The following is a 19894-nucleotide window of genomic DNA, read 5'->3' on the forward strand; positions in this document are numbered from 1 at the left end:
AAAGTAATGTTATTGGAACTAATAACATTATAGTGATGCCCCAAACAGTAATCTTAATGCCTGATAAAAAGAAAACAGCTCCATAAATTATAACTGAAAAAATAAAAGTTGATACTGGAACAAACATTAAAAATGTAAAAGTTCTTATTAAGATTAAATCCCCTAAAAAATCTTTTATTATGGAAACGTGTATTTTTTCCTCCTTGTATTTTTTCACAGTATCAACTATTTCTTTCTCAGATAAAAGAAAACACTTCAATCTATTAAACATAAAAAAACCCCTTTATATTAAAAAGATTAAAATATATACCAAACTGTTATTAAAATTTCATAAAAATAATTGTAAATTTTGTATAAGCATTTTTTTCACTTTCAACTGTAATTAAGGCGTGATGTGCCTCTATAATAGCTTTGACAAGTGCCAATCCAATTCCGGTCGATCCGTGCTTTTTAGAACTACTTGATTTATAGAATCGTTCAAAAATATGAGGTAATTCTTCAGCTGAAATTCCCTCTCCAAAGTCTTGGATTACTAGTTCTGTATAGATTGGAGAATTTTTGGCCTGAATCATTATTTTACCACCGGGTTTAGAATGTTCGATTGCATTCTTCAACAGGTTTAACAAAGCTTCCTGCATCCATAATTTGTCGTGAATAACGACTATTTCTCTTGGTGCATTCCAATCAATCAAAATATTTTTATCACTTATCATGCTTTGCAAGCGATTTAGTACTTCCTCAGTCGTATCTACTAAATTCCCTGGCTCTTTATCAAACGAAATCGCTTTTGCATCAATTTTTGCTACTTTTAACAAATTCTGAATTAAGACATTCATTCTAGAAATCTGAATATCATTATTTTGTAGTAATTGAGCTTGTTGCTCTCGGGATAGTTTCTCATTTAACAACATTTCATTATAGATAGAAATAGTTGAAAGCGGCGTTTTTAACTGATGAGATATATCCTGCAACATTTCTCCTAAAAACCGTTTCTCTTCAAGCAAATCATGCATATTTTTTCTAATGATATCCCTCATTGAACGAAATGAAATCGCCAGTTTCGCGAAATCCCCCTCTTTATTTTCATTGATGACAACCGAGTAATCTCCCTCGATTATCTTTTTTGCAGCTCTAGTAAGCTGGCTAATCTTATTGAAAATAATTTTTTGTTGCATGTAGTTTGCAACAAAAAGTAAAAATCCAAAAGCAATTAATCCCCACATCATAAATTGATTGTGATTAATAATTAGATTATTTAAGTGAGGAAAAAATTTTGAATCCAAGTCTTCATATAATCCATATTGCTTTAGGATCTCTGTCCCTTTTTCCTGATATTTACTTGAGTGAGACGAATGACTTGATAAGACTTTCATAATTTCCGCTTCATTTTCTGGATTCTGCTCTACCAACCTAGCTGTAATTTCCCCCCATGTTGCAATAGAGTCTCTTTTCAAATGATCATAAAATAATTGTTGAATAATAAATTGGTAAATCACAAATATAGATAAAAGGACGGCTAGTATCGTCATATAGCTTTTTAACTCGGTATTTTTCATTATCTTGCTCACCCAATCACGTCCTTGCTCCAACGATAACCATATCCTCTTTCGGTAACGATAAACTGTGGTTTTTGAGGATTGTCTTCAACTTTAGCTCTTAAACGCTTTATGTATACAGATAACGTGTTTTCATCAAAAAAAACATTTTCTCCTTCTGTTATTTGTTGTAGGAGTTCATCTCTTTTTAATGCTTTGTGAGAATTCTTCATGAAATTCAATAGCAGCTTGTATTCTAAATTCGTCAATGTAATACTTTCACAATTTTTATAAACCTTGACTAGGTTCGTATCGATTCTTATATTCTCAGATCTTAAAATTTGAGATGGCGTTTCTAGCGACGCTTGTTTACGCAATTGTACTTTCACTCTGGCCATGAGTTCCCTAACCCGAAAAGGTTTGGTTATATAATCATCACCGCCTATATCCAGCCCCATTACCACATTTGCTTCTTCGTCTAGTGCAGTTAAGAAAATAATAATCGAATTCTCGTTTTTCTTTTTAAAATACAAACATAAGTCATAACCATTACCATCTGGTAGGCCGATATCAAGGATGGACAAATCAAATGTATTGTGAACAAACTGGTGTTTAGCTTCTTTTACACTGGACGCTCTAATCACCTCATAACCTTCATTTCTCAATGAAAATTCGATGGCTATGCCAAGAGCTTCATCATCTTCAACTAGTAATATTTTTTTATTCAAGTATGCCCTCTCCTTTTTTCCCCTAGCTTATACTCCAATTACAATAGCCTGGCTATAATCTAGCCAGGCTTATAATATTATTGTTCTCTGATATTATCAATAATATTATCTTGTTGAATTTTTTTCAATGGATTTAAGACTGATAAATAACTAATTATTAAAGCTGAAACAAACGTAATGATACAAGCCTCATAGGGAATCGTCCATGTCATTTTCAACATATCAGATATAGCTAAATATATAATATAAGACAATATACAGCCAAAAAAGATTCCTTGTAAACTTCCAGAAAAACCGTAAATCAAAGCTTCATAGGTAATCATTTTTTTCAAATCCTTTTGTGACATACCAATGGATTTCAAAGCGGCCAATTCTTTTCGTCTAGTCATGATACTTATAGTTATAGTATTGAGGATATTAACGCTACTAATTAAAGAAATGACTGTGATGAAACCATATGCAAGCACTTGTAAAGTAAGTTTTTCTTCTTTTTTTGTTTTATTTTCTTGATAATTATTTACGATTGTAATGGAATAGCTTTTTCCAATCGTGTTTTCTATTTCCTTTACTGTCGCGGAAGATTGAGTTACATCCTTTAATTTAGTTTCAAAGCTATTCTCCTTTTTTTCGTATACTTTAGATATATTTTCAAGTGATTTCAATTGATGCAAAACTTGTTCACTTTCAGCTAAATGATCTGGATTATTATCCACTATCTTAATTGTAATATCCGATTTAACAGATAACTTATCAAAAGATTTAGATGCAAATGCAACACTCATTAAATACGAGAAAGTAATAAATAACACACTACTTATAATAATTGATAAGATTGTAATGGTATAGCGATTTTTATTTCGCTTAACATTTTTCATAGCCATGCTCAAAGGAATAGATAAAGGTTTTTTCACCATGGAATTCTTTTGTTTTTTGATTTGTTCCTTTTTAATTGACAACCTGCTACTAATTGCCAACAAAGGGGAGATTTTCCCTGCAAAATAAGCTGGGTACAAGCTTGACGCTATTACAGAAAGCAAGGTAATAATCGAACTGATTAGTAAAATATTCCAATCAACATGGAATATCGAGACCGCTTTACTATTTTCCATTAAAAGTGAAAAAGTGAACTGAAGAGAGGTAAGCGCTATTAGGCTGCATATAATTCCAATAGGTATAGCGATAACAGCTAGAAAAGTAGCTTCTCTCAGCACGATTTGTCTAATTTGTTTTCGTGTTGCACCAATGCTTCTCAACAAGCCAAACTGCCTCGTTCGTTCTACGACACTGATTTGAAAAGCGTTGTAAATCACAACAATTGTCGCTATCACAACAATGCTGATTGTAATAATTAGCGTAGCCATAATCGAATTATTGTAACCTGGTTTCTCTAGTTGAATTAATTCATTACTTATATTAATATTATTTTCTCCGGAAATGGTCTTGAGTCCCTCTAAAACCTCATTAAAGTTTGCTTTTGAGCTAATTCCAACTAATATTTTTCCTTCACCAGCGCTAAACTTACTCTTATAGGTTAGTAACCGTCCCACCTTATTTTCCTGTGTATATGTACTATCACTTAGAAAACCAACCAATTTGTATTTTTTTTCATTTAATTCGAATGAATCACCTATTTGAATATTTTCTTTTATATAAGGTAATACCCAGGGATCAACAGCAACTTCTTGATCATTAGATGGCAATCTGCCCTTAATAATACTGTATTTTAAAAATTCCAAGGCGTTATCATCAGCAAAATTCATTTGTACAGCAGCCTCTCCAACTTGGACTGTTTCTCCCTGTGACATTAAACCAAATGATTCAATTTGCGGGTTATATTTAATTTTTTTCAATATCGATTCATCGTAATTTAATACAACGGCATGAAAAGAATACCCTTGCCTCTTTTTCGTATTCTCGATTTGAGAAATCTGAGTACCGTTCATAAATAGGCCGATTGTAGAAATTAACGATACAGAGAGTACGATTCCTATCAAAGTTAAAATTGTTCGTTTCTTATTTCCCTTTAAGTATCTCCTGCTTAATTGTTTATAATTACCAATCAAGATTAGTTTCCTCCCGTCTTAGGCTTATTCGTGGATAGCCACTGATCGGAAATGATTTGGCCATCTTCAATTGTAATAATACGGTCAGAAGTTGATGCAATTTTTAAATCGTGAGTAATTAATACAATAGTTTGATTATATTTTTTTGCTGTCAATCTTAATAAATCCATGACTTCTTTTGTATTTTGAGTATCCAGATTTCCTGTAGGTTCATCAGCTAAGATTAAATGTGGGCGATTTATAAGTGCCCTCCCAATCGAAACCCGTTGTTGCTGACCTCCTGATAATTCAGATGGTAAATGATTTCGTCTTTCATGAAGTCCCAGAATTTCAATAATTTCGTCCATATAAGGATTATCTACAGGTTCATTATCTAGTAAAGTGGGCAAAGCTATATTCTCTTGCACATTCAATACAGGAATTAAATTAAAGAACTGAAATATAAAACCAACTTTTCTTCTTCTAAATATCGAAAGTTCATTATCTAAATAATTATAAATATTGTTCTCTCCGATAAATACTTGTCCTGAACTCGGACGGTCCAACCCTCCCAAAATATGTAACAATGTACTTTTACCTGAGCCAGAAGCTCCTACGATTGATACAAATTCCCCTTGCTGTATAGAAAGATTTATGCCCTTCAAAGCATCTACCCTACTATTTCCTTCACCATAACTTTTGACTACATTTTCTATTCTTACGATTTCCATTTATATCACCTTCTTATCATTTTAAGTTAGTCTTGTACCTCTACAAAGTTTATTTTATACTGATTATTCGATGAGACCTTATCAATCTGTTGTAAAACTTTATCTACTTCTTGTTTGTTTTTATAATCAAAATCACGTTTTTTAAATTGAATTAATTTCATTATTGACTCTGATTCAGAAATTGCATTATAGTCTTGGTCTTTTAGAATAACAAGGTTCATTGGGGCATACCCAATCCAAATTTGCTGTTTAACATACTGGGCAGATACCATCTTACCGTTCAAATTCAACTGGTTATTTTCAAAATTATCAACCGTTGAATTATCACCCGCATAAGAAAATAATAGATTCTGATCACTAGATACTTTATTTTTATCTTTCACCCTCTCAGAAATAATAGATGCTAAATTTGGATCTTTTCTAGCTCTTAGAAGTCCCTTATTAAATAATTTTACCGCGGTAGAACTATTAATAACTGCATATTCTGTAGTGTTGATTTCAAATTCTTCATTTGTATCATTTTGTTTCTTATCTTCTTCTGATAATGGAATCCTTTTTGTTGTTGTGACGTACTTTACCTTATAGTCTATTGATTGTTTAGTGTCATCTTTAAACTCTTGTTTAACTTTTTCTACGTCAGTTGCAGTACCACTAACTAGAATCCCATCGACTGGTTGTCCTGGACCTTGCACATAACGTTTTACTCCTAATCCTATTCCTATAAAAATAGCAATAACAACCGTATAACTTATAATTTTTTTCATTAGAATACTCCTTTAGTAAATGATTTATATCTGGATTATAGATGAGTTTTTTTCATAAGTTAATGACTTCTATCTAACTATGTGACTTCTAATCTTACAATTTTGTAAGATTAGTATTCCTCATGCTCAACAAGCTAAATTTATATAATAATAATCTTATACGTTATTATTCTCTTTTTTTATTGAAACGGGTCGAATCACAGGCAATAACCCGACCTATAATGATTAATGTTACAGATAATAACTTAAGGCCCGTCTTATATATAATCTAAATCTTTAAAATAAACAAAGGATATTACTCCTAATACAGCACCAACTACCCCTAGCATCAAACCCTTATAATTTTGTATAAACATCTTATTCCTCTTTTCGTACAAATAAATTATTCCATATATAACAATACTAAATTATAGAATGTTTTCAAAGAATTAAAACGTTTTTATATTCAGTTTATATGTCTACTTCTTTACTTATCCCATAGATAAGTAAATCCAAAGGGATACAAAAACGTCACTTCTTTTATAAACAGTACGACTTTATTGTTACTTAATAGTAGTGAGAAATATCACATATTTCATAAAAGGGCTGGGCGGAAATTTAAGTTTATTAAATACCTTTTCTAAAGTTTGAGTGCACCCTTTTTCTGTACACTCCATCCAATCTTTCATTAAACAACTACCTTCTCCCATAATTTCAAAGGATTTCCACTCGGTTATCCCGAATATATAAATTACCATTCTCACAAGGAGCAAATTTATATGAATCTATTCGAGCACGAAACGTAAAACCGCTTCACTTTCATAAGAGGTCCTCCTTTTTTCTTTTCTCACCATATCATTTACTTACAAAATAGGAGGATACAATTATGAAACGTGATCCATTATTTGTAACTTTATTAGAAAGTGCAAATACACATTTTAGCGGTTGGGATTTTTCTTTCATTTCAGAAACGGGCCGAATGAAGAGCGAGCCTTTATCATGGTCGTACGGCAGTACTGCTTTCCAGCTTATGCAACGCGCTAAATCAATGCTCGATATGGGTACTGGCGGTGGAGAGTTTTTATCTATGTTACAACCATTCCCACCAACTATTTTTGCGACTGAAGGTTATGCTCCAAACGTGCCAATCGCTCGAAAGCAATTAGAACCTTTAGGGGTTACAGTTATAGAGGTAACGGATGATACCGCTTTACCATTTGAAGATGGTCAGTTTGATTTAATCATAAATCAACATGAATCATATGCTGCCTCTGAGGTAAACAGAATCCTTTCTCCAAATGGGATTTTCCTTACACAACAAGTTGGTGGTCTCGATTGTGCGGAACTTAATGAGCAGTTTGACTCACCACTAAATAGCGAATTTGCAAGTTGGTCTCTCGAAATCGCATGCAGTGAGTTAAAGCAAAATGGATTTACTATTTTAGAAGCAAAGGAAGAATTCCCTTTCCAACGCTTTTATGATATTGGCGCTATCGTCTACTATTTAAAAGCGATTCCGTGGCAAATTCCTGATTTTACTGTCGAAAGGTATTATGAGGATTTATATCGTATACATGAAATTATCTTACAAAAAGGATATTTTGATGTGAAGCAACATCGATTTATGATTAAGGCGATTCACAGCTAACAAAAAGGAGGCGGCAAAGCCACCTCTTTTTTGTTCCGTTTACGTATGTTCTCTACGCTTTCACCATAAGAAAGGTTATATCATACATATTACAATTCTGACCAATAAATTGTATTTCTGAAACATATAATCACTTCGTATATATAATGAGAACAAAACGTGATTTTTCACTATCCTCTTCTATTGAGAAATGAGTTGTTTTTCATATCGCTTGTTCGCATCATCTTCTGTCAAACATGCAGTTGTGTAATGAATAATATTCCGGTTATCGTACGTGAATATATGTTTTAACTTATTTTCTTCTGTTATTACTGTCGGTAAGTATTTTGGTAAGTTGCTAACTACACCTCTATTATCACCATCTAATATCCAATCAATTTCTTTCCATTCTAATAATCCTTCAGCCGTACGTAATGGTGTATTCATTTGCATTCCATCTGGCAAATCAGCAACGAACACATACATTCCTTCACTAGCCTGGGGCTCATCTTTACCTTTAAAAACAACAGTCCCTTTATACATTACACTTGAAAGTTCTATACCCGTTTCCTCAAACGTTTCTCTAATTATTCCTTCGTATGGCGTTTCATTCTCTTCTATTTTTCCTCCAACACCATTCCACATCCCCATATTCGGCTTTTTATTTCTATTTAATAGCAGTATTTTATCGCTTTTTCTAATAAAACAAATTGTGTATTTGTACATACGATCATTTCCTTTCATTTTCCACATGAGTTATTTGGCTTATTTTCAAGTAAAAACACTCGCCTTACAATTCCTTACTACATAATATATAGTACAACTTTCATGCGTAAACACTTTACGTCAAACGAGAGAATCCTTTTTAGAAAGGAGAATTTAAAATCGATAATATAAGCAATGAATTTCTAAACCAATATTACAACAGCCTCGTGTGGTTAAACGATACACACTGGTTTGGAGTTCCAATCTGTAAACTTCCCTCTGATCTCTTTTTGTATCAAGAAATTATTTATGAATTAAAGCCCGATTTAATTATTGAATGCGGGACTTTTCACGGTGGTAGTGCACTGTATTTAGCTTCTATGTTAGATTTAATTGGAAAAGGTCACGTACTTACTATCGATATAACTCCGCAGCCAAATCGGCCATCACATAATCGGATTACGTATTTAACAGCATCTTCTGTTTCTGTGCAGGCCATCCAAACAATTGTAAGCATGCGCAAACCTGATGATGTGGTTTTAGTTATTTTAGATTCTGATCATAGTAAAGAACATGTATCCAAAGAACTCTTACTATATAAATCTATCGTCACTACTGGCAGTTATATAATTGTAGAAGATACCTCCATTAATGGAAATCCGCTTCTTCCCGATTGGGGTCCTGGCCCGATGGAAGCTGTGAAAGAGTTTTTAACTAAAAACAATAACTTCATAATCGACGAGTCTAAACATAAATTTTTCATATCATTTAATCCAAAAGGTTTTTTAAAGAAAATAAAGTGAAACTTTAATAAGTGGGGTTTTGCTCATCCCCCACTTATTCTATCATTTTCATTTTTGAAAAAGGATAATATACAAATTCCACCTTGCCTATTATGTTATCTTCTTCAATATATCCTAAGCCATTTCGACTATCTCTACTTACTTCGCGGTTATCTCCCATTACAAATAACTTATTTGGCGGAATTTTTGTCTTTTGAAAATTATAAAACACTTGTGTGTTGTTAAATAAATCTTTGTTTGTATATGGTTCTTCTTGCTTTTTATCGTTTACATATACCTTTCCGTTCGTTATGTTAATTACATCACCAGGAAGCCCTATTACACGTTTCACATAATATTTCGATTCATCCTCTTCTTTTATAATGACAATTTCTCCATGTTGTAAATTAGAAAGACGTACTACCGCTTTATTTACAAATACGTAGTCTTCTTCATATAAAGTCGGCTGCATCGATTCCCCTTCCACCTTACATAAAGTAAAAGAATGGTAGCCTATGACTATCACCAATATAAATAGTATGTACTTTCCCCAGCCTCTCTTAATCTCCTTTTTCATATCCATTCCCACCTTATAAAGCGCTTTTTAACTCAAAAAATATATCACTGCACAATATGTTTCCATGCAGTGATACTATTTTTACTGTGCCTTGTTCGGTTGTTCTACTGGAATTGAATTTGTATTTGATCTATTTGTTTTTAATTCAAAATACGCATCCAAAATCTCTTTACCAATCGCAGAATTAATTCCTGATTTATCATCATTCACCCATGGTACAACAACTGAAAAAGCTACTTCTGGATCAGCATCATATGGTGCATAACCGGCAAGAGTTAAATTATAACATTTTTTTCGGTTGTTGTTCTCATCTCTTCCAATATCACTTTCTCCACCATATACTGTCTCAGCTGTTCCTGTTTTTCCCGCTGGTTTATATGGTAGACCTTTAAACGTTCCGGTACCTGTTCCGTCAGCTTCTTGAAAAACTCTTCTAAATCCTTCTTTTACATGATTAATGTACGAAGTGTCCATATCCACTCGATTTAATACAACTGGTTCAATCGACCGAACGACTTTTCCTACATCCTCTGGTCTATTCGGTTGCTCTCTCACTTCCTGTACAATTTGTGGTTTCATTCGGTAACCGCCATTTGCAATTGTGGAAATATATTGTGCAAGCTGAAGCGGCGTATATGTATCATACTGTCCAATCGCGTAATCAAGTAAAAATCCGGGTATGTTATCAGTTCTACCTACTTGACCAATTGATTCATTTGGCAGGTCAATACCAGTCGACACACCTAGGCCAAATTGTCTAAAATAGTAGCGCATTTTATTAAATGTTTCTTGTTTAATGTCTAATGGATTGTTTGGGACATAATTAATGCCTGCCATTTTTAAAGCCGTATTAAACATATAAACGTTCGATGACACTTGCAAAGCTCTTAAATCATCAATATCCCCAAATTCTTTCCACGATTTCTTCGGCTTAGAACTTCCTTTAAAATACATTGGCGCATCAAAGAAATGTGTATACGGCTTAATCGCTTCTGTTTGATATCCAGTTAATAAAGTAGCCCCTTTTACAGTTGACCCTAACTCATAAGAACTTGTCATCGTTCCTAATGCATAATCTTCTATTTGCATACCGCCATCTTTATTTACAATTTTCTTTCCTGCCATTGATAAAATTTGACCGTTTTTCGGATTCATCATTACTACGAACGCACGATCCATCATCGGCTCTGCAGCATGAAAGGCTCGTAAATTCTTTTCAAGGCTTCCCTCTACTCTTTTCTGTAAATCCATATCGACTGTTAACATCAAGTTATTTCCACTTTTTCCTTCAGTCACTTTTTCTGTTCGAACAATCTTCCCTGCTTTATCCATAATATTTTTAGACCGTTCTTTCGTTCCATGTAGTGCATCTTCGTATTGTTTTTCGATGTAACTTTTACCAATACGGTCGTTTCGATTATAATCACGAACTAAATAATAATCTAATTGTTCTCTTGGCAACCCTTCATTTTCATTAGAAACGCTACCTAGTATAGAGCGCAGTATTTTATCATTTGGGTATTCACGTTCCCAATCTACTGTCGTATCTACCCCTGGTAAGCTTGCCAACCTTTCACTAACGACAGCATATTCATTTTGACTTACATCTTTTTTAACGATTTGCGGCGTCATTTTATATCCCGCATTCATTTTGCTTTTAATTACTAATACTTCTATATCTTCCTTTGAAAGCTCATTCAATTCTTCTTGTGTAATTCTTTCCCGGCGCAGTTCTTCTACTTTTTTATCTAACTCTTTTCCTTCTATTTCTTGCTTTCTAAATTTACTCTCATCTTCTTTCGTTACTTTCGCCGCTGCCCGTTTTTCATTTAACTGCATCCAAAAATCTTTCTTATCTGTCTCTGTTAACTTATCCATGTCCTCTTGCGACATTTCAATTAGCTTGGCTAAATCTCTTGCTACTTGTAAAACTTCTTTCGAGTCTACTCCTCTCATTTTCGTATATGTAACGGTTCGTAATGGTTTATTATTTACAATAACATGACCTTGCCGATCAAACATTTTCCCTCTAGGAACGGGAGTGCTTACCGTTACATCTTCCTTTTTATTTACTTCATTTCTATACGTTTCTCCATCAATGATTTGTACTTTACCTAATTGAATTATAATAGCTGAAAATAAAAGAAAGACAATAAAAAATAGTACATTTAACCGAAATGGAATATGAGTCTTTTTCTTTTTCGATTGTTTTTTCTGCTCCTTTTTCTGTCTCATTTCGCTCCCTCGCTTCATTCTATTAACATTTCTACGCAAAATCATTATGTATCAAATTTATTTATATGATATATATAGAATTTTATATTAATTATAAAAGAAATAAAAGATTTAATTTTCAGTTTTTTGTTTTTATATCCTATTTATTACCATTCCCTTAATGCACAATAACATGAATATTATTCTAAAAGAAAAATAGGGCAAATTGATTTTTATAAATTATAGAGATGTTGTTACTACATTATCAAAATGTTTTCATATGGCTTAAAACAGTGATTACTCAAATAAAAAACTGAGGCAGATACCTCAGTTTTTTCGATAACTTATTTCATTGAAGATAACCCTTCAACAAACTCACCAATCTTATTTTGAAAAACAAAATCAAAGTTATATTCCTGTCCTGTTAACTCTTCATTTACTAAAATAGTTGTTGCTCCTACTTCCCTCTTTGCGATTTCCGGGAATGAAGCGACAGGTTGTACTTTTAATGACGTTCCCATAACGAGAAGTACACCTGTTTCATATAAACGTTTCATCGCATTTTGATATTGCGGCAGTGTATCTCCGTATAAAACAACATCTGGATTTAAAATGAAATTACACTTCTCACAACGCGGTACTTCATGATCAATCATATACTGTAAATCATAGCCTGATTTACATTTTGGACAATGTGCTGTTTGAAGTGTTCCATGTAAATCAATGACATGCTTACTGCCACCTAATTGATGTAAACCGTCAATATTTTGCGTTAAAATCGTAATATCTTTCCCTTGTTCTTCTAGCTCAGCTAAAAAGCGATGGCCACGATTTGGTTTATATTGATGGAACGTATTAATTTGAAAGATTTCTTTATAATGCTTCCAAAATTCTTTCGGACTTCGGTTATAGTACCCTCTTGATAAGTACATCTCCACATTCGCATCAGCATACAATCCATTTGCTGAACGAAAATCTGGAATACCACTTTCCGTACTTGCACCAGCGCCTGTTAATACTGTAATTTTCTTCGCTTTTTCTAAAATTGAACGTACTTCTTCAAATTGTTGCACAAAAATCACCTCTATGTATTTTCCTATTCTTATTATACCAGTTGTTTACAGGAGGTGTTGTACAATTCATTTTACTTAATGCGTTGCGCCCCCAACCTCTACAATATCTACTTTAACTGTCGTCGTTACTTCGATTGCCAATTCTATCCCCTTACGAATAGTAGAAAGTGACATACTCGGTTGCCCTGGATAATTACTCGCTTGTTCTGGTAAAAACGGAATATGAATGAATCCGCCTTTTATTTTCTTATCATGTTTCTCTAGTTCATGCATAAGTCCATAGAATAAGTGATTACAAACGAATGTGCCTGCCGTCTGTGAAACAGATGACGGTATACCCTCTTCGCGAAGTTTTTTTACGATTGCTTTCATCGGAAGTGTAGACCAATACGCAATCGCTCCTTCTTCTACAACCGGTACATCTACCGGCTGATTCCCTTCATTGTCAGCGATTCTTGCATCATCAATATTAATTGCGATACGTTCTATCGTAATATCTGGTCTGCCCCCAGCTTGTCCAATGCATATAATAATTTCCGGCGCTAGTTCTTCTATATACTCTTTTAATACGCTTATTGATTTATGAAATACAGTTGGTACTTGTTTGCTTATTATCTTGTATTCTCCAATTGTTTTTTCATGCAAACCTTTTGCTACTTCCCAAGCTGGATTGATATTTTCTCCGCCAAACGGATCAAACCCTGTTAATAATACTGTTTTCATAGCTTTCTCCTCCTAATTAGAAACGATATACAAGGCCGTACATAATAAACATATTAATAATGAAAATGGAAAGAGCAATTGGTACTTGCGCTTTAATAACCGCATTTTTATCCTTTAGCTCTAAAAGCATCGCAGGTACGATATTAAAGTTTGCTGCCATTGGTGTAAGCAGCGTTCCGCAATATCCAGCAAACATACCGAGCGCTGCCATAATTGCTGGGTTTCCGCCGTGCATTTGAACTATTAAAGGTAATCCAATTCCGCCAGTAATAACAGCAAACGCTGCGAATGCATTTCCCATTACGACTGTAAATAGCATCATGCCTAAACAGTACGCCATAACGGCAACGAACGGATACTCTGTCGGTAGCACTTGTCCGACTAAGTCTGAAACAACTTGTCCAACGCCAGACTTCGCGAATATACCGCCAAGTGCTGCTAACATTTGTGGTAAAATTACAGCCCAGCCAACAGCTTGTAATAGCCTGCTTCCTTCTTGTACAGGTGTTGTTATTTTTGATTTTGTAATACGCATCGCCGCAACAAATGCGAGTAATGCACCAAACGCTAGTGCAACTAATGTTACTTTATCTGGATCAACAAGAGAGACATTTCCCCATTTAATTTTCCCTAAGGTCAACGTACCGATAATTGTAAAAATAGGAATTAATAGTGCAGGCATAAAAATTTTATTTTTTAATTTCTCAGCATGTTTCACACGTTCTTGTACTGGAACTTCTTTTTCCTCTGATTTTGTTACTTTATTTAGCGAGGCTAAAACGACCATAGCGAGCACGATACAGCCAACGTAAAACGAAGGAATTACATTTCCAAATAAAAATGTAACTGCAAACAATGCCCAAAATAAACTAGAACCGAATCTGTTTGGATGTTTACGATCGAATGCGATACGAACAGCGATAAAAGCAACGATTATCCCTAATACATAATAGATTGTATCCATTGTGATGATGTTCATATTAGATTGCCTCCTTCTCTTCTTTTCCTTCTGCCTTCATTGTTTTCTCTATATATTTATCAAACCTTCTAAATCTAATCCAGCTTACAATAAGTGCAGATATTGCTGTCGGAATGCCCCAAAGTGCCATATCCCATACACCGACATGCATACCTACTGAATCGAAGAATCCTTTCATTAATAAAATAGCACCAGTTGCGATGAAAATATCTTCTCCGAAAAACCAAGCTGTATTTTCCGCAGCCGCTGCGTTTGCTTTAATCTTTTCTCTTAATTTTTCAGGAAGTTTACCGTATTTACCTTGCGCGGCCCCTTCTGCCATCGGTGCAACGAGCGGCCTTACTGTTTGCGCATGCCCACCAATATTAAGCCCTAGTGCTGCTGATGATTCTCTTATTGTAAAATATGACATTAATACTCTTCCAGTTGTTGCTCCTTTTGATTTCGTTATAAGTGCTTCGGCTCTTTCTTTTAAACCGTAACGCTCTAAAATTCCGATTACCGGTAAAGTTAATATAATTGGCATAGACATATATCTATTCTCTATGAAAAATTTACCGAACATGCTAATCACATCATAAAAACTTAATCCTGAAACCATACCAGTAACAATACCTGCAACCATAACTACTAAAAGTGTATTTAATCTAAATAAAAAGCCCACTGCAACAAGTAGTATTCCGATTAATTTAATCATTTCTAGCACTTCCCCCTATTTTTTATTTCGGTGCACAAATAGAAATACTATTGAGTTTGAATGTTCTGTATATTCTTTCTGCAAATTGTACAGCTTTCTCTCCATCACCATGTAAACAGATCGTCTGCGCCTGAACTGCTACTTTCTCACCATTCACCGAATTTACATAGCCTTCTTTCACCATTTGAAGTACTTGCTTTATCGCTTCGTCTTCATCTTTTATAAGCGCATTTTCTTCTGTACGGCTCGTTAATGTACCATCTTGTTTATATGTACGATCCGCAAAAGCCTCTTGTACAAGAGTTACTTTGTATTTTTCTGCAGCCTGTATAAACGCCCCGCTATTTGCTAATCCATAAAGTAATAGACTTGGATTTATATGATAAATTGCCTTTGCAATTGCATCTGCAATTTCCGGATTAGTTGCCGCCATATTATATAGAGCTCCGTGCGGTTTCACATGATGCATCTTCCCTCCAGCCACTTTTACAAACCCTTCTAATGCGCCGATTTGATATAAAACATAATCGTATACTTCACTTGCTGAAACATTCATGTTTCTTCTACCGAATCCAATTAAATCAGGAAATCCAGGATGCGCCCCTATTGCTACGTTATGCTCCAAAGCTTTTTCAACAGTTTGACGCATAACAGACGGATCACCCGCATGAAAACCGCAAGCAACGTTTATAGAGGAAACGAACGGAAGAATTTCATCATCATTCCCCATTTTATAAGCGCCAAAACTCTCTCCTAAATCACAGTTTAAATCGATTGTCTTCACATTATTTCCCTCCTAATTTCAGCTTCGTAAAGCAATGAATTTCTTTAATAGATTCATATTTACTTCTTGTTCTATGTACAATTGTTCCGCTTCTTCAAGCGTAATTTTCTCAAAAGAAACATATTCCCCCGGCTTTAGCTGGGCAAGAAGAGGTAAATCTACTGAAATGATATTTCCCATTCTCGGATAGCCACCTGTCGTTTGCCTATCTGCCATTAATATAATCGGCTGTCCACCATTAGGAACTTGAATGGTTCCAAATGTAACAGGACTCGATAAAATCTCTTTTTCTTCCATCCTATTTAATACTTCTCCCTCAACCCTATAGCCCATACGGTCAGCATAATTAGATACCTTATACTCTTTCGTAAAAAATGCCTTTCTACTTTCTTCTGTAAATTGATCATATTCAAAGTCAGCTATGACACGAAGCTTAGGATGTTTCTTATACTTTGGTAGTATGCTGTTGCTAATTGCCCATTTCGTTTTTATACGCTCATCTTTTTGTAAGTCTTGAATGAAACGATTCGCCATTTCTGGTTGTGCACCAATTTGGAAGTAGTCACCCTTTTTCAGCATTCTTCCTTCTATACCACCAATCGCAGCACGTATGTACGTACTTTTACTTCCCATTGTACGCTCAATATGTATTCCACCCGCAAAGGTCACATACGCTCTGCAACCACTTTTCACTTTTCCAAAACAAAGCATACTACCTTCTTCCGCTAAAATTGGACGCCATAAGGGGATACGTTCTCCATTCAATAACGGTTCCATATCTGCTCCGCCAATCGCAAGTAAAGTCGTTTTCTTTATTAACAATTTAGGTCCCATAATCGTCATTTCGAGTCCCGCTTCATTCTCTTCATTACCAACTAACATATTGATCATCCGAAGTGCACTTTGATCCATCCCCCCGCCAACTGGCACACCGTATTGTTGATAATGAGATCGCCCTAAATCTTGGACTGTTGTAAACATTCCCGCATGCAAAACCTCTACATCCATTTTTTAGCCCCCTCAAGCGATACGTACTCTTCCTTCGTTATTGGAATAAATCGTAAATACATACCACTTTGAATATATGTTGGTATTTCTTCTTCCGGATTAAATAATGAAATAGGAGTTCGGCCGATAATATTCCATCCTCCTGGTGTTTCAAGCGGATATATACCTGTTTGATTTCCGCCAATACCTACCGAACCAGGAGAGATTTGTAACCGTGGTGTTTCTTTTCTAGGTGTTTCTAATTCTTTTGAAAGTCCTCCTAAATACGGGAACCCTGGTGTAAAACCTAGCATATATACAAAATATGTAGTTTCACTATGTATTCGAATCACATCTTCTACTTGTAAACCGTGATAATGCGCGACTTCTTCTAAATCTGGTCCATATTCTCCCCCGTAACAAACGGGTATAGAGATATGTTTCACATCCTGTTTTACTTCTTCTTTATAAGAATCACACAGCTCCTTTATATACTGGCGAACGTAATCATGTGACCTTTCACTTCTCTCATTTCCCTTCCATACTTCGTATACATTGTAGTAAACAGCTAATGAAGTAAACGACGGAACGCACTCTATCATTCCTGCAAACGGATGTTGCTGCAGTGCTTGAAATAACCGCTGTACTTTCTCATATATATCCCTCTTAATTTCTTCACCAAATGTAACAATAATTGCTTGATCCCCTAACGCAGAAAATTTCATCCTACTCCCTCTTTCTATGCCAAAAAGCCGAGTTCTTTCGAAATGCGATGCGCTGTTTCTTTCACCTTCGCAATAAAATATGAAATGTTACTTTCGTTGTACTCAATTGCTAATCCCGAAATACTAATGCCTGCTACAACCGTTCCATCGCTCGCGAAAATGGGTGCTGCTATCGCGGCTGTATGATTTTCTAACTCAGAATAACTAATGGTGTAGCCTTCCTTTTTTGCCATTTGCAACATTTCTAACAATTGTTTCTTATCCACGATTGTTCCATCTGCAAACTGTTTTAAATCCACTTCCTCTATGTATCTCCGTTTCTCTTCCTCAGAGAAATACGATAGTAAAATTCTTGGACATGCGCCAGCATAAAGCGGTGCTCTTCTTCCAACCGCCGTATACACGCGTACCGGCTGAACACCTTCCATTTTTTCAACATAAATTGCGTCATTTCCATCCTGAATTATTAAATTAACTGCCTGTCCTAAACTATCACTAAGTTCTTTCATATAAGGAATTGCTATATTTCTTACTGATAATCGGTGTGAAACAAGTTGACCGAACCGTAAAAATACGACCCCTAAACGATATTTCCCCTTTTCGTTTTTTTGTAAAAACTCCATCTCTTCCAACGAACCAATTAAACGATAAACAGATGTTTTCGGCATATTTGTAAGCTGAACCATCTCAGTTAAACTTAGCTCTTCATGCTCATAAAACAACTCTAAAATATCCATTGTCTTAACTGCCGTTTTATTTATACTCATTCTATCTCCCTTTCGTTCCGAATTACGGAACTTAAATTCCGTTTTTCGAAACAAACATATAATTTAAAATTATAAAATATTCTTTCAATTCAATCAATAGATTTTAAGCAAATAAAAAAGTATGGAAGAATATCTCTCCCATACTTCACCACACTTTATAACGCTCTTACTTGTTCCAACGGCCAGAAAACAGCTTGTCCTTTTCCGACAATTTCATCTTCTGAAATAAAGCCAAACATGCGACCATCCTTAGAAACTTCACGATTATCCCCTAAAACAAATACTTGGCCTTCTGGCACTTTCGTTTTCCCAGTGATTTGTTCTAACGTAAAGTCTGGAGTTAATACACGGCCTACTGCTTTTTCTTTAAACTGTTTTAAATATGGTTCTTCCATCGCTTTTCCGTTTACATATAAAACATCATTTTTATACTCAACTGTATCGCCTGGCAAACCAATTACTCGTTTTACTAAATCGTATCCTTCTTTCCCGTGGAAGACGATAATATCAAAGCGATCTAATCCACTTATACTATAACCAATCTTATTCACGAGAACTCTTTCGTTATTTTTTAAAGTGGGCATCATTGATTCACCTTGTACTAAAGAAGGTGTAAATAAAACACCGCGAATAATAGCAATTAATACAAGGGTAAAACCTATCGTTTTAGCCCAAGAGAATAATTCTTTCTTCGTATTTTCCTTCATCGTTTCTCCTCTTTCTTAAGCACTTATTTTATTATTTCAACTAATTCTTGTACTAAATTAGGATCTATTTCAGAAAAACATGATTTTCCTTCTCTTACCGCTGTACCGACATGCGCCTGCGTGATTCCAGTTTCATCTAGCAATCGCTTTATATTTTCTTTCGTCACGCCAGCTCCAGCTACAAGCTGAATTTGACCATCACTTACCTTTTGCATTTCTGTAAGCACCGGAATATTCTCTACTATATTTCCTTGTCCACCTGAAGTTAAAACGTGAGTCACTTTATGAAACTTCTTTAAAGTGCTCATCGCTTCTACTGGATTTTTTATATCATCTATCGCACGGTGGTACGTTACATTTATTCCATCTACAACAGATAGTAAATCCGCTAATTTCTCTTCATCCACTTCATTTCGTTCGTTTAATACGCCTAATACTACCCCAGCTGCTCCTAACTTCTGTGCAACTATAATATCTTCTTTCATCATTTCAATTTCTTCTTCCGTATATGTAAAAGACTTCGCATGCGGACGAATCATAACATGAATTGGTATACTTACCACTTCTACCGCTTTTTTTATAAAAGCATAACTCGGTGTTAAACCACCTTCTGTATAAGATGAAATTAATTCAATCCGCTTCCCGCCAGCACTTTCAATTCGTTTTACATCTTCTAAACATGTTGCAATAACCTCTAGCATGAGATGACCTCTTTTCGTGCTTTTTTCTTATTATAACATTAGTAAAAATAAGAAGCCTAGCTTTCTC

The 19894-nt window shown here is 34.7% G+C and carries 20 protein-coding genes and 1 pseudogene; 2 read left to right on the plus strand and 19 right to left on the minus strand.

The annotated features are described in order from the left end of the window. From GBN91_RS26180 to GBN91_RS26205, 6 genes and pseudogenes are all read right to left on the minus strand, one after another. Window positions 1–271: pseudogene (locus tag GBN91_RS26180) on the minus strand (hypothetical protein); the annotation flags it as partial. A gap of 49 nt (window positions 272–320) precedes the next feature. Further along, window positions 321–1556: a HAMP domain-containing sensor histidine kinase gene (locus GBN91_RS26185; protein ID WP_000798888.1), complete on the minus strand. Its 1236-nt coding sequence runs from the start codon at window positions 1554–1556 to the stop codon at window positions 321–323. An 8-nt stretch (window positions 1557–1564) separates the two neighbouring features. After that, on the minus strand, window positions 1565–2263 hold the full coding sequence (locus GBN91_RS26190) for a response regulator transcription factor (RefSeq protein WP_001035094.1): 699 nt from the start codon (window positions 2261–2263) through the stop codon (window positions 1565–1567). 77 nt (window positions 2264–2340) lie between these two features. Further along, on the minus strand, window positions 2341–4326 hold the full coding sequence (locus GBN91_RS26195) for an ABC transporter permease (protein WP_048535698.1): 1986 nt from the start codon (window positions 4324–4326) through the stop codon (window positions 2341–2343). A gap of 2 nt (window positions 4327–4328) precedes the next feature. Continuing rightward, window positions 4329–5036, minus strand: a complete 708-nt coding sequence (locus GBN91_RS26200) for an ABC transporter ATP-binding protein (RefSeq protein WP_023522344.1) — start codon at window positions 5034–5036, stop codon at window positions 4329–4331. Window positions 5037–5062: 26 nt separating this feature from the next. Next, window positions 5063–5800: a lipoprotein BA_5634 family protein gene (locus tag GBN91_RS26205; protein ID WP_113303714.1), complete on the minus strand. Its 738-nt coding sequence runs from the start codon at window positions 5798–5800 to the stop codon at window positions 5063–5065. A gap of 865 nt (window positions 5801–6665) precedes the next feature. Between GBN91_RS26205 and GBN91_RS26210 the strand changes: the two genes are divergently transcribed. Beyond that, on the plus strand, window positions 6666–7427 hold the full coding sequence (locus GBN91_RS26210) for a class I SAM-dependent methyltransferase (protein ID WP_016122758.1): 762 nt from the start codon (window positions 6666–6668) through the stop codon (window positions 7425–7427). Between the two features lie 180 nt (window positions 7428–7607). Here GBN91_RS26210 and GBN91_RS26215 read toward each other — a convergent pair whose 3' ends face one another. Further along, window positions 7608–8132 carry an NUDIX hydrolase gene (locus tag GBN91_RS26215; protein ID WP_016122759.1) on the minus strand — a complete coding sequence of 175 codons (525 nt, stop codon included), beginning with the start codon at window positions 8130–8132 and terminating at the stop codon, window positions 7608–7610. A 158-nt stretch (window positions 8133–8290) separates the two neighbouring features. On the opposite strand from GBN91_RS26215, the gene GBN91_RS26225 reads away from it, so the two are divergent. Then, on the plus strand, window positions 8291–8914 hold the full coding sequence (locus GBN91_RS26225; RefSeq protein ID WP_266008392.1) for a cephalosporin hydroxylase family protein: 624 nt from the start codon (window positions 8291–8293) through the stop codon (window positions 8912–8914). A 34-nt stretch (window positions 8915–8948) separates the two neighbouring features. Here GBN91_RS26225 and lepB (GBN91_RS26230) read toward each other — a convergent pair whose 3' ends face one another. From lepB (GBN91_RS26230) to GBN91_RS26285, 12 genes are all read right to left on the minus strand, one after another. Beyond that, complete coding sequence (gene lepB / locus GBN91_RS26230; protein WP_002094069.1) at window positions 8949–9470, minus strand: signal peptidase I; 522 nt, start codon at window positions 9468–9470, stop codon at window positions 8949–8951. Window positions 9471–9551: 81 nt separating this feature from the next. Beyond that, on the minus strand, window positions 9552–11705 hold the full coding sequence (locus GBN91_RS26235; protein WP_152122677.1) for a peptidoglycan D,D-transpeptidase FtsI family protein: 2154 nt from the start codon (window positions 11703–11705) through the stop codon (window positions 9552–9554). A 323-nt stretch (window positions 11706–12028) separates the two neighbouring features. Then, on the minus strand, window positions 12029–12766 hold the full coding sequence (locus tag GBN91_RS26240; RefSeq protein WP_074554685.1) for an NAD-dependent protein deacylase: 738 nt from the start codon (window positions 12764–12766) through the stop codon (window positions 12029–12031). A gap of 66 nt (window positions 12767–12832) precedes the next feature. Beyond that, complete coding sequence (pcp, locus tag GBN91_RS26245; protein WP_000859708.1) at window positions 12833–13480, minus strand: pyroglutamyl-peptidase I; 648 nt, start codon at window positions 13478–13480, stop codon at window positions 12833–12835. A 16-nt stretch (window positions 13481–13496) separates the two neighbouring features. Next, window positions 13497–14459, minus strand: a complete 963-nt coding sequence (locus GBN91_RS26250; protein ID WP_001021677.1) for a DUF979 domain-containing protein — start codon at window positions 14457–14459, stop codon at window positions 13497–13499. Window position 14460: 1 nt separating this feature from the next. Beyond that, window positions 14461–15156 carry a DUF969 domain-containing protein gene (locus GBN91_RS26255; protein WP_000593392.1) on the minus strand — a complete coding sequence of 232 codons (696 nt, stop codon included), beginning with the start codon at window positions 15154–15156 and terminating at the stop codon, window positions 14461–14463. A gap of 22 nt (window positions 15157–15178) precedes the next feature. Further along, window positions 15179–15940 carry a 5-oxoprolinase subunit PxpA gene (gene pxpA, locus GBN91_RS26260; protein WP_044307430.1) on the minus strand — a complete coding sequence of 254 codons (762 nt, stop codon included), beginning with the start codon at window positions 15938–15940 and terminating at the stop codon, window positions 15179–15181. A gap of 18 nt (window positions 15941–15958) precedes the next feature. Continuing rightward, window positions 15959–16948 carry a 5-oxoprolinase subunit C family protein gene (locus tag GBN91_RS26265; RefSeq protein ID WP_149149751.1) on the minus strand — a complete coding sequence of 330 codons (990 nt, stop codon included), beginning with the start codon at window positions 16946–16948 and terminating at the stop codon, window positions 15959–15961. Next, entirely contained in the window at window positions 16939–17652 is a 714-nt protein-coding gene (gene pxpB / locus GBN91_RS26270; protein WP_000672280.1) for a 5-oxoprolinase subunit PxpB, read from the minus strand. Before pxpB ends, GBN91_RS26265 begins: the two co-directional genes overlap by 10 nt. Before the next feature lie 14 nt (window positions 17653–17666). Further along, window positions 17667–18419 (minus strand): IclR family transcriptional regulator, encoded by a 753-nt coding sequence (locus GBN91_RS26275; RefSeq protein WP_152122679.1) that lies wholly within the window; start codon window positions 18417–18419, stop codon window positions 17667–17669. Window positions 18420–18574: 155 nt separating this feature from the next. Beyond that, the gene (gene lepB / locus GBN91_RS26280) at window positions 18575–19126 is read right to left on the minus strand and encodes a signal peptidase I (RefSeq protein WP_000662501.1); all 552 of its coding nucleotides are present in this window, start codon (window positions 19124–19126) and stop codon (window positions 18575–18577) included. Window positions 19127–19149: 23 nt separating this feature from the next. After that, a complete protein-coding gene (locus tag GBN91_RS26285; RefSeq protein WP_000895119.1) occupies window positions 19150–19827 on the minus strand; it encodes a copper homeostasis protein CutC in 678 nt (225 codons plus the stop codon). Between the last annotated feature and the right edge of the window lie 67 nt (window positions 19828–19894).

It is taken from the genome of Bacillus sp. B1-WWTP-T-0.5-Post-4 (genome assembly GCF_009183795.1).
Lineage (GTDB): Bacteria > Bacillota > Bacilli > Bacillales > Bacillaceae_G > Bacillus_A > Bacillus_A cereus.

Coding starts and splice junctions, on each gene's coding strand:
- GBN91_RS26200 (WP_023522344.1), bottom strand. CDS start 5,036: ATGGAAATCGTAAGAATAGAAAATGTAGTCAAAAGTTATGGTGAAGGA.
- lepB (WP_002094069.1), bottom strand. CDS start 9,470: ATGAAAAAGGAGATTAAGAGAGGCTGGGGAAAGTACATACTATTTATA.
- GBN91_RS26215 (WP_016122759.1), bottom strand. CDS start 8,132: ATGTACAAATACACAATTTGTTTTATTAGAAAAAGCGATAAAATACTG.
- GBN91_RS26275 (WP_152122679.1), bottom strand. CDS start 18,419: ATGAGTATAAATAAAACGGCAGTTAAGACAATGGATATTTTAGAGTTG.
- GBN91_RS26235 (WP_152122677.1), bottom strand. CDS start 11,705: ATGAGACAGAAAAAGGAGCAGAAAAAACAATCGAAAAAGAAAAAGACT.
- pxpB (WP_000672280.1), bottom strand. CDS start 17,652: ATGAAATTTTCTGCGTTAGGGGATCAAGCAATTATTGTTACATTTGGT.
- GBN91_RS26205 (WP_113303714.1), bottom strand. CDS start 5,800: ATGAAAAAAATTATAAGTTATACGGTTGTTATTGCTATTTTTATAGGA.
- GBN91_RS26250 (WP_001021677.1), bottom strand. CDS start 14,459: ATGAACATCATCACAATGGATACAATCTATTATGTATTAGGGATAATC.
- GBN91_RS26265 (WP_149149751.1), bottom strand. CDS start 16,948: ATGGATGTAGAGGTTTTGCATGCGGGAATGTTTACAACAGTCCAAGAT.
- pcp (WP_000859708.1), bottom strand. CDS start 13,480: ATGAAAACAGTATTATTAACAGGGTTTGATCCGTTTGGCGGAGAAAAT.
- GBN91_RS26185 (WP_000798888.1), bottom strand. CDS start 1,556: ATGAAAAATACCGAGTTAAAAAGCTATATGACGATACTAGCCGTCCTT.
- GBN91_RS26285 (WP_000895119.1), bottom strand. CDS start 19,827: ATGCTAGAGGTTATTGCAACATGTTTAGAAGATGTAAAACGAATTGAA.
- GBN91_RS26255 (WP_000593392.1), bottom strand. CDS start 15,156: ATGATTAAATTAATCGGAATACTACTTGTTGCAGTGGGCTTTTTATTT.
- lepB (WP_000662501.1), bottom strand. CDS start 19,126: ATGAAGGAAAATACGAAGAAAGAATTATTCTCTTGGGCTAAAACGATA.
- GBN91_RS26210 (WP_016122758.1), top strand. CDS start 6,666: ATGAAACGTGATCCATTATTTGTAACTTTATTAGAAAGTGCAAATACA.